The sequence below is a fragment of the Roseomonas sp. AR75 genome (assembly GCF_005222815.1).
Classification (GTDB): domain Bacteria; phylum Pseudomonadota; class Alphaproteobacteria; order Acetobacterales; family Acetobacteraceae; genus Falsiroseomonas.
On record NZ_STGB01000001.1, the window covers coordinates 445,138 to 457,915 of the forward strand.

Consider the following 12,778-nt stretch of genomic DNA (forward strand, 5'->3'; position numbering starts at 1 on the left):
GTTGCCAGCCTTGGAGAGGATCCTAGGCGACACGGGAACGGCGAGGAAACAGTCCATGCAGATCGGCTTCGTGGGCCTGGGCACGATGGGCCTGCCGATGGCGCGCAACCTGCTGCGCGCCGGCCATGCCGTGCGGGGCTTCGACACCAACCCCGCTGCCCGTGCCGCCTTCGCCGAGGCCGGCGGCGCGCCCGCGGAGAGCGCCGCGGCAAGTGCCCGAGGCGCCGAAGCGGTGGTGACGATGTTGCCCGACGACGCCATCGTGCGCGGCGTGCTGGCAGGCGAGGGCGGCCTTCTGGCGGCAATGGCGCCAGGCAGCGTGCTCGTCGAGATGAGCACCACCGGCCCCGCGACGAAGCAGGCGATGGCGCAGGCGGCGGCAGCGGGCGGAATCACGCTGCTGGACTGCCCCGTCGGCCGGACGGTGGACCACGCGGTCGCCGGCACGCTGGCCATCATGGCCGCGGGCGACACCGCGGCGATCGAGCGCATGCGCCCGCTCTTCGACGCGATGGGCGAGCACGTCTTTGTCTGCGGACCGGTCGGCGCCGCATCGGCGATGAAGCTGATCAACAACGCCCTCGCCGCCGCGGTGAATGCCGCGACGATCGAGGCGCTGGTCGCCGGCAACAAGGCGGGGCTGAGCCTCGAGACTATGTTCGCGGTGTTCCGCACCACCGCCGCCTGGAGCAACGCACTCGCCGCCAACCTGCCGAAGAAGGCGCTGAAGCGTGACTTCAAGCCGGGCTTCATGGCGCGGTTGGCGCACAAGGATCTCGGCCTGGCGATCGGCTTCGCGGAGGAGGTCGGCGCCGAGGCGCGCTTCGCCCGCGCCGCCCATGCCGTGCTGGCGGAGGCGCTGCAGGATGGCTACGGCGCGGAGGACAGCGCTGGCTCCATGCTACGCGCGGTGGAGCGGCGATCGGGCGTCGAACTGCCGCTCATGGAGAAGCCGCCCGGCTGAAGGTCAGCCGCTCCAGAGTTCGGGCCGCCGCCAGGGCTCCGGCACCGCGAGGAGGCCGTGCAGGCGAGGGCCGTCCTCGGCGAGACGGCGCGACTGCCACGCGGTGCGCCAGGCCGCGGGCAGGTCGTAGGGCGGCAGCACGCCCTGCTCCATCGTGAAGCCGAAGCGGCCGTAATAGGCCGGGTCGCCCAGCACCAGGACCAGCGGCACGGCCTGCGCGCGGAGCCGCGCCAGCCCGGCACGGATCAACGCACTGCCGATACCCTGTCGCTGCAAGCCCGGCGCGACGGCCAACGGGCCGAGCAGCGCGGCCGGCGCCGTGCCCTCGCCAACGGTGCAGGGCGTGAAGACCGCATGCCCCGCGACGTCGCCAGCATGCAGCGCCACCAGCGACGGTACGCCGGTTTCGGAAAGCGCCCGCACCAGCGGCCGCAGGTCCTCTGTGGGAAAGGCTGAGGCATAAAGCGCGTCGATCGCGCGCGTGTCCGCCGGCAGGGTCGCGCGGATCGCGGGCGTGCCGCTCATCGCCGGGCGCTGCGCAGCACCCCGCGGCCCAGCATGATCGCCCAGATCAGCAGCGTGGCGGCGCCGAGCATGCCCGCGATCGGGCGCGCGAAGAACTCCAGGTAGTGCCCGTCCGCCTTGATCATGGACTGCACGAAGGTCTGCTCCAGCATCTCGCCGAGCACCAGGCCGAGAATCAGCGGTGCGACGGGGATGCCGTGCTCCTCCAGGAACCAGCCGAACAGGCCCATCACCAGCATCAGCGCCACGCCGTAGAGGCTGTTCGTCATCGCGAAGCTGCCGACGATGCAGAACAGCAGGATGCACGGCAGCAGCAGGTTGCGCGGCGTCCGCAGCATCTGCCGTGCACTCTTGATCGCGGCCCAACCCAGCGGGAGCATGATGAGGTTCGCCAGGATGAAGATCAGGAAGACCGAGTAGATGAGCTGCGGGTTCTCGGTGAACACCGTCGGACCCGGGTTCATGTTCTTCATATAGAGCACGCCGATGACGATCGCCGTGATCGAATCGCCGGGGATGCCGAAGACCAGTGCCGGTATCCAGGCGCTGGCGAGCGCCGAGTTGTTGGCAGAGGTGCTGTCCACGATGCCTTCGACATGGCCCGTGCCGAACTTCTCGGGCTCCTTCGAGAAGCGTTTGGAGACGGCATAGCTGATCCAGGCGGCGATGTCGGCGCCGGCGCCGGGCAGCGCGCCGATCACGGTGCCGATGGCGCTGCCGCGCAGGAAGTTGGCCCAGTAGCGCCGCCAGATCGCACCCAGCCCGCGGAACATGTCGCCGACCTGCTGCACCACGACATGGCCGGCATCGCGCACGCTGATCGCGCCGCGCAGCAACTCGCTGACGGCGAACATGCCGATCATGGTCGCGATGAAGTTGATGCCCTGCATCAGCTCCACCTCGCCGAAGGTGAAGCGCGGGAAGCCGGCGGAGGGGTCGATGCCCACGGTCGCCAGCAACAGGCCGAAGAACAGCGAAAGGAAGCCTTTCACCGCATCCGCATTGGTCAGGAACACGGCGCAGGTCAGGCCCAGGCAGGCCAGCCAGAAATACTCGAAGGAGGAGAAGTTGATCGCCACCTCGGCCAGCGCCGGCGCGGCCAGGATCAGCACTGCGACGCCGATCAACCCGCCGGCGACCGAGAAGACGAGGTTCACCCCCATGTTGAGGTTGAGCTGACCCTTCTTGGTCATCTCATAGGACTCGTCGGCATAGGCCGCGGAGGCCGGCGTGCCGGGCATGCGCAGCATCGCCGCGGGGATGTCGCCGGCGAAGATCGCCATGGCCGTCGCGGTGACGATGGCGCCGAGCGCCGGCACGGGCGGCATGAAGAAGGTGACCGGCACCAGCAGCGCCGTCGCCATCGTGGCGGTCAGGCCGGGCATGGCGCCCACGAACATGCCGAACACCGCGGAGACCGCGATGACGCCGAGCACGACGGGATCGAAGACGAGCCCGAAGGCCTGGATCAGCGCGTCCATGCAGGGCGCCTCACAGCAGCGGGTCCATGAGCCCGCGCGGCAGCGGCACGCGCATCAGCCCGCTGAAGAACCAATGGACGGTGAGTGTCACCCCTGCGGCCACGGGAAGGGCGACAAGGAGCCGCGCGCGGAACCACAGCGCAAGCACAAGAAGGATCAGGAACGCGGTCGGGATGAAGCCCAGAAAGTCCGAGACCAGGATGTAGAACAGGGCTGCGCCCGGGATCAGCAGGAAGGAGACGAGCCTGGCAGGCTCCCGTGTCCAGCCGTCCAGCATGACCAGCGGCGCGCGGCTGCGCAGGCCGCGCAGTATCAGCAGCAGCCCGCACACGCCGATCGCGCCGGCGAGGATGCGGGGGAACAGGTTCGGCCCGTAATCCTGCCCGGGGAAGGCGGGGAAGAAGGTGGTCATCCACCAAACCCACCCCGCGAACCCCAGCAGGATCGCGCCGAGCAGCGCGTCGTTCAGGCGCATGCCCGGCGCGTGCCTCTCGTTCGATCGGACGGCGGCTCAGCCGCGCGCCAGGCCGGCGCCGCGCATCGCCTCGCCCATCGCGCGGTCGCCTTCCGCCATGAAGCGGACGAAGCCCTGCGGGTCGGCATAGACCATGCCGAAGCCGCGCTGCGTCATGAAGCTCTTGAATTCCTGGTCGTCATAGACCGCCTTCAGCGCCGGAACGAGCACGCCCGTCACCTCGGCGGGCAGCCCCTTCGGCCCCGCGATGCCGCGCCAGGCGCCGACGGAGTAGTTGATGCCGAGGCTCTCGTTCAGCGTCGGCACGTTCGGGAATTGCGGGTTGCGCTCCGGCGCCATGATCGCCAGGGCCTTGGCGCGCCCGGCATCGATCATCGCGCGCGCCTCCGGCACCGAGCAGGTGACGATGTCCACGCCGCCCGCCGCGAGCTCCTGCATGGCCGGCGCGGCGCCGTTCGAAGGCACCCAGCGCACATGGTCGCCCTTGAGGCCCATGGCCTGCAGCCACCCGACCAGCGCCAGGTGCCAGATGCCGCCCTGGCCGGTGCCGCTGGCCTTGAAGGTGCCGGCCGGGCGCGCCTTGATGGCCTCCGCCAGCGCCTTCACGTCCGCATAGGGCGAGTTCGACGCCACCTGCACGCCGGGCGGGTCGGAGTTCATCAGCGCCAGCGGCGTGTAGCTCTCCGGGTTGAGCTGCGTCAGGCCCTGCCAGTGCATCATCGTGATTTCCACGGTGATCATGCCGATGGTGTAGCCATCGGCCGGCGCCGTCGCGATGGCGCTGTGTCCGACGACGCCGGAGCCGCCGGTGCGGTTCACCACGTTGAAGGGCTGGCCGAGCCGCTTCTCCAGCATCGAGGCGACGATGCGCGCGGTGGCATCCGTGCCGCCGCCGGCGCCCCAGGGCACGACCATCTGCACCGGCCGGTTAGGATAGCGGGATTGCGCGAGGGCGGGCATCGCCAGCAGGCCGCCGCCGGCGGCGAGAAGGGTGCGGCGTGCGAAGCGGGGCGAATGTGGGGCAGACATCTCAGCTCTCCTCCGATGCGCCACCGGTTCGTCCCGGCGCGCTTGGGGGCAAGCTATGCCGTCTTGCGCCGCGGCATCAAGCCGGAGGGGGGGATTCGGGTCGGACGACGAGCAGCATCCCGTCCACCGCCTCCACCCGCACGACGCTGCCGGGCGCGGGCAGTGCGACGCCGCGGGGCAGGCGCGCCGGCCATTCGCTGTCACCGAGGCGCACCCGCAACCCACCTTCCTCCGCCAGCACCACCGTGGCGTGGCGACCGGCGAGACCGGCTTCCGGCGCGTTCACGCGGTGCGCCGGGCCGCCGCGTGGGCGCAGGCGCAGCGAGGTGACGATCCCCGCCGCCAGCAGCACCAGGAACAGTGCGACGGAGACGGCGAAGCCCGGCGCGAAGGCCATCAGCACGAGGCCCGTCCCGATCGCGGCCGCGCCGGTCCAGAGCAGATAGACCCCCGGCAGAAGCAGCTCCGCGCCCAGCAGCGCGAGCCCGACCAGAATCCAGATCAGCCCCGGGTCCATGGATTCCCGCCCACCACCGGCGGCGGCGCCGCGTCGGGCGCGCCGCCCGGCCCCGGTGCGCGCAGCAGCTCCATCGCCTGCACGATGCCCCCCGCCAGCGCCGAGCTTTCCATCGGCACGATGACGAGGCGCGATGTGGGATTCGCCGCGATCGCCTCGAATGCGCGGACATACTTCTCCGCCACGAAATAGCGCAACGCATCGCCGCCCGAGCCCGACGCGGCCTCCGCGACCATGCGGGTCGCATTCGCTTCCGCCTGGGCGAGGCGTTCGCGCGCCTCCGCGTCGCGCATCGCGGCGTCGCGCCGGCCTTCCGCGGCCAGCACCAGCGCCTGCTTCTCGCCCTCCGCGCGGGCCACCGCGGCGCGACGCTCGCGCTCGGCCGTCATCTGCAGGTTCATGGCGCGGATCAGGTTGTCGGGCGGCTCGATCTTGCGGATCTCCACCCGGCTCACCTTCACGCCCCAGGGCTCGGTCGCACCGTCCAGCACGGTCAGCAGCGTCGTGTTGATGCGGTCGCGGCCGGACAGCGTGGCGTCCAGGTCCAACTCGCCGACCACGGAGCGGATGTTGGTCATGGCCAGGCTGGTCAGCGCCAGGCTGAGGTCCTGCACGGCATAGGCGGCCTTCGCCGGGTCCATCACGCGGTAATAGACGATGCCGTCGGTCGCCACTGTCGCGTTGTCCCGCGTGATGACCGCCTGTTCGGGGATGTCCAGCACCACCTCCTGCACGTTCAGGCGGCGGCCGATGCGGTCCACATAGGGGATGATGAGATTGAGCCCGGGCTGCAGCAGCCGAGTGAAGGCGCCGAAGCGCTCGACGGACCACACCTCGCCCTGCGGCACGGTGCGGATGCCCTGCGCCACGGTCACGACGGCCAGGATGACCAGCGCGACCAGGACGATGGTGGCGAGCGGAAGCTCGGACATGGGCGACTCGGGCGCTCCCTGGCGTTTCGCGTCAGAGTAGCGCGTCCCCCTCTTTTCCGCGCGCCTCTTCGCGCCCAGCATGGCGCCGCATCGAGGGGGGGAGGGGCGTCGCGTGGCGGCCGTGCCGAAGCAGAACCTGCTGTTCATCCTGTCGGACGAGCACAATCCGAAGGCGCTGGGCTGCGCCGGGCATCCCTTCGTCCATACGCCGAACCTGGACGCGCTGGCGGCGCGCGGCACGCGCTTCACCACGGCGATCACGCCTTCGCCGATCTGCGTGCCGGCGCGCGCGGCGCTCGCGACCGGGCGCAACCTGCATGCGATGGGCCGCTACTACGACAATGCCGACCCCTATGACGGCGCCGTCCGCTCCTGGCACCATGCGCTGCGCGAGTCCGGTCACGAGGTCGTCTCGATCGGCAAGCTCCATTTCCGTGGCCAGCCTGGGGATGACCACGGCTTCTCGGAAGAAGAGATCCCGATGCATGTGGTGGACGGCAAGGGCGACCTGCTCGCGCTGATCCGCGACGAGACGGCGCCGCCGCGCCAGGGCGCATCCAAGATGGCGAAGGCCGCCGGGCCGGGCGAGAGCGACTACACCCGCTACGACCGCGACATCTGCGCGGCGGCGCAGGTCTGGCTGCGGGAGAAGGCGCGGCAGCCCACGGACAAGCCCTGGTGCCTGTTCGTCTCGCTGGTCACGCCGCATTTCCCGCTGACCGCGCCGCCCGAGCATTTTTTCCGTTATCCGCCGGACGTCGTGGGCATGCCGAAGCTCTACGGCAAGGACGAGCGGCCGACGCATCCCTTCGTGCGGGACTACGCGGCGACCATCCCCTACGACGCCTCGGTGAAGGATCCGGCGACAGCGCAGCGCATGATGGCCGGCTACTACGGCCTGGTGTCATTCATGGACGAGCAGGTGGGCAAGATCCTGGCCGCGCTGGAGGCGAGCGGGTTGGGCGGCAACACCCGCGTGCTCTACAGCTCCGACCACGGCGACAATGTCGGCGCCCGCGGGCTTTGGGGGAAGTCGGTGATGTACGAGGAATCGGTCGGCATCCCGATGATCCTTGCCGGCGCCGGCGTCCCCGCCGGCGTCACCTGCGCAACGCCGGTGAGCCTGACCGACGCCTATGCCACGGTGCTCGACGCCGTCGGCTGTGCGGAGGCGCCGCCGCCGGGCTCCACCTCCCTGTTCGATGTCGCGGCGGGTGCAAAGGTGGGGCGCAGCGTGGTCAGCGAATACCACGCAAGCGGCTCGCGCGAGGCGGCCTACATGCTGCGCGACGGGCGTTGGAAATACGTGCGCTACGTCACCTATCCGGCGCAGCTCTTCGACCTGGAGGAGGATCCGGAGGAGTTGCGCGACCGCGCAGGGGATCCCGCCTTCGCCGAGGTGCAGGCGCGGCTGGACGCGAAGCTGCGCGACGCCATTGGCGAGGATGTCGGTGTCCTCGATGCCGCCGCGAAGGCACGCCAGGCGGAGATCCTGGCGGCGAATGGGGGGCGGGAAGCCGTCATGGCACGCGGCGACCTGCCCTATTCTCCGCCGCCTGGCGTTCGCCCGGCCTGGAGTTGATGATCCTCCTTCCCCCGCTCTCGCGGGGGAGGGTCGGGCTGCGGCAGCCCGCTGCCTTCAGCGCAGGTCGTTGTCCCGCACGGATGGCGCGCCCTTGTGGTCGGTACGCGCGGCGAGCGCCTTGTCGAGCGCCTTTCGCGCCTTCTCCAGCGCCCCATCGATGGCCAGCGGGATCGTCGCTGCCTGGTGCGTCACCGCCACGGGCTGATGATGCGTTGGCCGCGCCTCGATCATGCAGCGCTTGTCGGCCGGGCCGTGCTTGCCGGCGTTGACGTCGCCCAGATGGACCTCCACGCGCGTCAGGTGCGCGGCGAAGCGTTCCAGCGCCGAACCCACCGCCACCTCCACGCGCCCGGTGAATTCGTCGTCGCCCGCCGTGTCATGGGTGTTGATCTGGATGTGCATCCGCGTCTCCTTCCGTCCTGCAACGCGCCGGAGCCCACGGGGTTGAGCGGCTACAGGTCGCCCAGCAACCGCGGCAGGAACAGCGCCAGTTCCGGCACGAAGGTGATCAGCAGCAGGGCGCCCAGCATCGCCAGCACGAACCAGATCACCCAGGGAACGGTGGATTCGATCGAGCATCCTGCCACCTTGCAGGTGACCATCAGGTTCACCGCCATCGGTGGCGTGAAGGCGCCGATCGCCACATTCATGGTCAGGATGATCCCGAACCAGGTCAGGTCCCAGCCGAATTGCCGCGCGATCGGCAGCAGCACCGGCAGGAACACCAGGAAGATTGAAATGGCGTCGATCAGCATGCCCGCCACCAGCACGAGCACGGTGATCATCAGCAGCATCACCACCTCGTTCCCGGTGACGCCGACCAGGAACTGCGCCAGGGCATCGAAGGCACCGACGGTGGCGCCGGCATGGGCGAAGATGCTGGCCAGCGCGACGATGATCAGCACCACGGCGCTGATCTCCGCGCTGTCGCGCAGCACGGCGTAGATGTCGCGCCAGCCCAGCACGCGATAGACGAAGACGCCGACGAACAGGCCGTAGAACACCGCGACCACCGCGGCCTCGGTCGGCGTGAAGGCGCCGGAGCGCAGCCCGCCCAGGATGACCACGGGCGCCGCAAGGCCCCAGATCGCCTGGCGGAAGCTCTGCCACAGCGGCGGCCGGTCGTCGGCCGCCTCGGCCAGGCCGAAGCCGTGGATGCGCGCGAGCAGCACCGCGGGAATCAGCAGCGCGAGTCCCGCCATCACACCGGGGATCAGCCCGCCGACGAACAGCGCCGGCACCGACACGCCGGGGACCAGCACGGCATAGACGATGAAGGGAATGGACGGCGGGATCAGCACGGCGGTGGATCCGGCGGCCGCGATCAGGCTTGCCGCATAGGGGCGCGGATAGCCCTGGCGCAGCATCGCCGGCAGCATCACCGCGGCGACGGCGGCCGCATCCGCCGCGCCCGATCCGCTGATGCCGCCGAGCACCATGCAGACCAGCACGGCGACGATGGCAAGCGCCCCGGTGCGACGCCCGACCAGCGCGGCGGCGAAATCCACCAGCCGCGCCGCGACGCCCGCCCGTTCGAACACCAGCCCCGCCAGCACGAACATCGGCAAGGCCAGCAGCGGATACTTGGCGATGCCGGTCCAGATGTTGGTGGGCAGCGCCATCACGCCGAGCCCCTCGATGGCGATCACCAGGAAGCCCGCCACGCCCAGCGAGACCCCAACCGGCACGCCGAGGAACAGCAGGACGAAGAAGACGCCGAGGAGGATCAGCGAGCCTTCGAGCGCCATGGCGCTAGATCCCGACCCGCGCGACGCGCCACATCCGCCCGAGGATGCGTAGGCAGATCACCACCGACAGCAGCGGCATCCAGACCGTGTAGTACCAGGACGGCACGCCGAGGCCGGGCGTCATCACCTCGAAGCGGTACTCATCCCAGGTGTACCACGCGCCGAGCCAGCCGATCGCGCCGAACACGAACAGGCAGGTGAGCAGCACGACGATCTCGACCCGGCGCGCATTCCGCGGCGCCAGCTTCTCCGTGAAGAAGGTCATGCGGATATGCCTGTCCGCGGCGAACGCCGCGGCAGAGCCGACGAAGGTCATCACCACCATCAGCGCCACCGAGTATTCCTCGGTGAAGGCGAAGGAGACATTGGTGAAATAGCGGACGAGGACGTTGCCGAAGGTGATCAGCGCCAAGGCGCCCATGATCAGCGCGCCGATCGCGCCCTCGATCGTCACGGGGATGCGCGGCGGCGCCTCCCCGAGCTTGAGGCCCGGGGCCTGGATGTCGGCGTGGTCGGACATGAGAGCGCTTCCTCGCCGCTGCGGACGCCTCCCTCCCCCCAATGCGGGGGAGGGCCATCAGGCAAACGGGGAGATGAACGAAAGGATCAGCTCTGCGCGGACCGCACCGCGGCCTCTGCGCGGCGCACCAGGTCGGCGCCGACCGTCTGCGCCCATTTGTCGTAGACCGGCCGCGTCACCCGGCCGAACGCGGCCTTCTGCTCGTTGTCGAGCGTGGTGACGGTGACGTTGCGCCTGGCCAGTTCCTCCAGCGAGGAGTTGTCGCCACCGATGCCGATGCCCTTGCGGCTGGCCGCGATCTGCGCCTTCGCCGCATCCTTCGCGCAATCCATGATCAGCGTGCGATCGGCCGGGGAGAAGCTGTCCATCACCTGCTTCGCCACCACGAACAGGCCGGCATCCGCCACGTAGTTCCAGATCGTCAGCTGGCGCTGCGCCAGCGTGTCCATGCGGAAGGCGAGGAACAGGTTGATCGGGTTCTCCTGGCCGTCCACCGCGCCGGTGGACAGTGCCGGCTGCAGGTCGGCAAACGACATCTGTACCGGGTTTGCGCCCATGGCGGTGAAGATCTCGCTGAAGATGGCGCCCGCCGCGAAGCGGATCTTCAGCCCGCGCATGTCCTCCGGCGTGCGGATCGGGCGGCGGGAGTTCGAGATTTCGCGGAAGCCGTTCTCGCCCCAGGCTGCCGGCACGACGTCGCGCCGCGCGACGGTGGCGAACAGTTCCTGCCCGATCGGGCCGTTGATGATGGCGTCGAAGCCGCGGCTGTCATTCAGCAGCCAGGGCAGCGAGAACAGGTTCATCTCGCGGATCTGCGGCGAGATGTTGATGGTGGAGAACACCGCGAAGTCGATCACGCCCTGGCGCATCGCCACCAACTCGCGCGTCTGGTCGCCGCCGACCAGCTGGCTGCCCGGATAGACCTTCAGGTTGATCTTTCCGCCGCTGCGCTGGGTCACCATGTCGGCCCACTGGAAGGCGCCTTCGGACAGCGGGATCGGCCTGTTGCCGACGACGGAGAGCTTGTACTCCGGCTTGTACTGCTGCTGCGCGCGCACCCGCTGCGGGATCGCGATCGGCGCGGCAGCGGCGGCAAGCAGCGCCGTGCGGCGCGTCAGGCGCATGGTCATGTCGTTTGTCCTCCCTAACGGATCGGCGCGCGCGCCGGCATGGCCGGCAGCATTGCCGCCCCTCCGCGCCAGGGCAAGGGGGACGCGGCCAGAGCGTTTTCAAGCCGGGCGGAATCGCTCGGCGAATCGGAAAACGCGACAAAAACAAAGGCTGGACCCGCTTCATCGCGCATGGACGTGGTGAAACGGGTCTAGCGCGAGGCGGCCTCGTCGTGCCCGCCCTGGCCGGTCATCCTCGCCCAGGCCTGGAAGCGCGGGCTGGCGGGCAGGACGCCTTCCAGGATGAGGCGCTGCCAGGCCGCGCAGGCCTCCACGAAATACGGCACGGAGCCGGGGAACATCGCCAGGCTGATCGCCTCTGCCATCTCCTCTTCGGGCACGGCATCGGCATAGGCCGCTTCCAGGTGCCAGGCGAAGGGCCGCCAGCGCGCGCGGCACACCTGCACCGCGAGCCCGGCAAGATGCACCAGCCGCATCGGCGCGTCCGGCGCGATCCGCCGCAGCGCCGCGAGGTAGGCCTCCCGCGGGTCGAAAGGCTCAAGCTGCCGCGCCCAGTCCCGGGCCGCGAAGTCGAAGGCCTCGGCGCCGATCGCCAGCGCCGCGGCGGCGAAGGCCGCGCCGATGCCCGCATCCGTCCCTCCGGCGTCGCGGAACTTCCGGATGTGGTGCGTCGCCACGCGCTCATCGGTCGCGCAGAGCACGCCGAGCCAGACGAACTCCCGGTCGTGGTGCGACAGCACGCGGTCGTCGAGCGCCAGCGCGGTGTAGGCGGCGTCATAGCCTTCCAGCAGCTTCGGGAAGGCCAGCGCCATCAGGCCGTGATGCGGCAGCAGGTAGCCACGCTTGGCGCGGACGGAGGCGAGGCGGACCTCCAGCTCGGCGGCCGTCTCGGCGCTCATTGCGCCTGGATATTCGCGCTGCGCACCACCTCCCGCCAGCGCGGCACCTCGCTGGCCACCATCGCTGCGTAATCCGCCGGCGACATGCGGTTCGGGGCGGCACCGAGCGTCGCCAGTCGCTCGACCGTCGCCGGCGTGTTCAGGCCCTCGACCAGCGCGGCGTTCACCTTCGCCGCAGCCTCCGCCGGCATGCCCGCCGGCCCCGAGAGGCCGAACCAGTTGGACGCCACGAGGGTGTCGAAGCCGAGTTCCTTGACACTCGGCACGTCCGGCCAGCGGGTGGCGCGCTCGGGCGTGGTCACGGCCAGCAGCCGCAGGCGGTCGTTGTTGCCGATATCGGGCACCGCAGCGATAAGCCCCTCGACATTGCCGGCGATGACATCGGTGACGGCCGGCGCGCTGCCGCGATAGGGAACATGGGTGATGTCCACGCCCGCCGCCCGCTTGAGCAGCTCCAGCTTGACGTGGGAGGAGGTGCCGACGCCGGTGGAGCCGAAGCGCACCGCGCCCGGCTGCGCCTTCGCCCGTGCCAGCAGATCCTGCAGCGTGCGGAACGGACCCGTGGCAGACACCGCGATGGCGCTCGGCACCGCGGCGATCAGCCCGACATGCCGGAAGTCCTTCACGCTGTCATAGGTGATGTTGGGGTTCACCGCCGGGCCGATGGCTTGGCTCGCGATGTTGGACAGGATCAGCGTGTAGCCATCCGGCGCGCCGCGGGCGACGGCAAGCGATCCCACCGCGCCGCCGGCGCCGGCACGGTTCTCCACCACCACGGACTGGCCGACCCGCTGCTCGATCTCCCGCCCCGCGAGGCGGCCGAGCAGATCGGCGGTGCCGCCGGGCGGGAAGGGCACCACGATGGTGATGGGCCGCGATGGCCAGGCCTGGGCGAAGGCCGGGCGCGCCAGCGGCGCAAGGGCGAAGGCGGTCAGCAGGCCGCGACGGCGCATGGGATGAACTCCTCCCCGGG

General features: G+C 70.2%; 14 protein-coding genes. 2 read left to right on the forward strand and 12 right to left on the reverse strand.

What is annotated here, in order from left to right; all coding sequences use genetic code 11:
• Window positions 1–55: 55 nt before the first annotated feature.
• Window positions 56–964, forward strand: a complete 909-nt coding sequence (locus E4T13_RS01990) for an NAD(P)-dependent oxidoreductase (RefSeq protein ID WP_137176561.1) — start codon at window positions 56–58, stop codon at window positions 962–964.
• A gap of 3 nt (window positions 965–967) precedes the next feature.
• Here the strand turns inward: E4T13_RS01990 and E4T13_RS01995 are convergent, their stop codons facing one another.
• The 6 genes from E4T13_RS01995 to E4T13_RS02020 form a co-directional block, all read right to left on the reverse strand.
• Window positions 968–1,489, reverse strand: a complete 522-nt coding sequence (locus tag E4T13_RS01995; RefSeq protein ID WP_137176562.1) for a GNAT family N-acetyltransferase — start codon at window positions 1,487–1,489, stop codon at window positions 968–970.
• Window positions 1,486–2,970, reverse strand: coding sequence for a tripartite tricarboxylate transporter permease (locus E4T13_RS02000; RefSeq protein ID WP_137176563.1), 1,485 nt, complete (start codon window positions 2,968–2,970; stop codon window positions 1,486–1,488). Before E4T13_RS02000 ends, E4T13_RS01995 begins: the two co-directional genes overlap by 4 nt.
• Before the next feature lie 10 nt (window positions 2,971–2,980).
• On the reverse strand, window positions 2,981–3,445 hold the full coding sequence (locus tag E4T13_RS02005) for a tripartite tricarboxylate transporter TctB family protein (RefSeq protein ID WP_137176564.1): 465 nt from the start codon (window positions 3,443–3,445) through the stop codon (window positions 2,981–2,983).
• Window positions 3,446–3,481: 36 nt separating this feature from the next.
• The gene (locus E4T13_RS02010) at window positions 3,482–4,474 is read right to left on the reverse strand and encodes a tripartite tricarboxylate transporter substrate binding protein (RefSeq protein WP_137176565.1); all 993 of its coding nucleotides are present in this window, start codon (window positions 4,472–4,474) and stop codon (window positions 3,482–3,484) included.
• Between the two features lie 76 nt (window positions 4,475–4,550).
• Window positions 4,551–4,991 (reverse strand): NfeD family protein, encoded by a 441-nt coding sequence (locus tag E4T13_RS02015; RefSeq protein WP_137176566.1) that lies wholly within the window; start codon window positions 4,989–4,991, stop codon window positions 4,551–4,553.
• A complete protein-coding gene (locus tag E4T13_RS02020) occupies window positions 4,976–5,923 on the reverse strand; it encodes an SPFH domain-containing protein (protein ID WP_137176567.1) in 948 nt (315 codons plus the stop codon). Before E4T13_RS02020 ends, E4T13_RS02015 begins: the two co-directional genes overlap by 16 nt.
• Before the next feature lie 112 nt (window positions 5,924–6,035).
• Between E4T13_RS02020 and E4T13_RS02025 the strand changes: the two genes are divergently transcribed.
• Complete coding sequence (locus E4T13_RS02025) at window positions 6,036–7,505, forward strand: sulfatase-like hydrolase/transferase (protein ID WP_240790951.1); 1,470 nt, start codon at window positions 6,036–6,038, stop codon at window positions 7,503–7,505.
• 57 nt (window positions 7,506–7,562) lie between these two features.
• Here E4T13_RS02025 and E4T13_RS02030 read toward each other — a convergent pair whose 3' ends face one another.
• The 6 genes from E4T13_RS02030 to E4T13_RS02055 all read right to left on the reverse strand — a co-directional run bounded on the left by E4T13_RS02030 (window position 7,563) and on the right by E4T13_RS02055 (window position 12,758).
• Window positions 7,563–7,910 carry an HPF/RaiA family ribosome-associated protein gene (locus tag E4T13_RS02030; RefSeq protein ID WP_137176569.1) on the reverse strand — a complete coding sequence of 116 codons (348 nt, stop codon included), beginning with the start codon at window positions 7,908–7,910 and terminating at the stop codon, window positions 7,563–7,565.
• 50 nt (window positions 7,911–7,960) lie between these two features.
• Window positions 7,961–9,256 (reverse strand): TRAP transporter large permease, encoded by a 1,296-nt coding sequence (locus E4T13_RS02035; RefSeq protein ID WP_137176570.1) that lies wholly within the window; start codon window positions 9,254–9,256, stop codon window positions 7,961–7,963.
• A gap of 4 nt (window positions 9,257–9,260) precedes the next feature.
• Window positions 9,261–9,776, reverse strand: coding sequence for a TRAP transporter small permease (locus tag E4T13_RS02040; RefSeq protein ID WP_137176571.1), 516 nt, complete (start codon window positions 9,774–9,776; stop codon window positions 9,261–9,263).
• Between the two features lie 86 nt (window positions 9,777–9,862).
• Window positions 9,863–10,906 carry a TRAP transporter substrate-binding protein DctP gene (dctP, locus tag E4T13_RS02045; RefSeq protein WP_137176572.1) on the reverse strand — a complete coding sequence of 348 codons (1,044 nt, stop codon included), beginning with the start codon at window positions 10,904–10,906 and terminating at the stop codon, window positions 9,863–9,865.
• 191 nt (window positions 10,907–11,097) lie between these two features.
• On the reverse strand, window positions 11,098–11,805 hold the full coding sequence (locus E4T13_RS02050; RefSeq protein WP_137176573.1) for a carboxymuconolactone decarboxylase family protein: 708 nt from the start codon (window positions 11,803–11,805) through the stop codon (window positions 11,098–11,100).
• A complete protein-coding gene (locus E4T13_RS02055) occupies window positions 11,802–12,758 on the reverse strand; it encodes a tripartite tricarboxylate transporter substrate binding protein (RefSeq protein ID WP_170984750.1) in 957 nt (318 codons plus the stop codon). Before E4T13_RS02055 ends, E4T13_RS02050 begins: the two co-directional genes overlap by 4 nt.
• Between the last annotated feature and the right edge of the window lie 20 nt (window positions 12,759–12,778).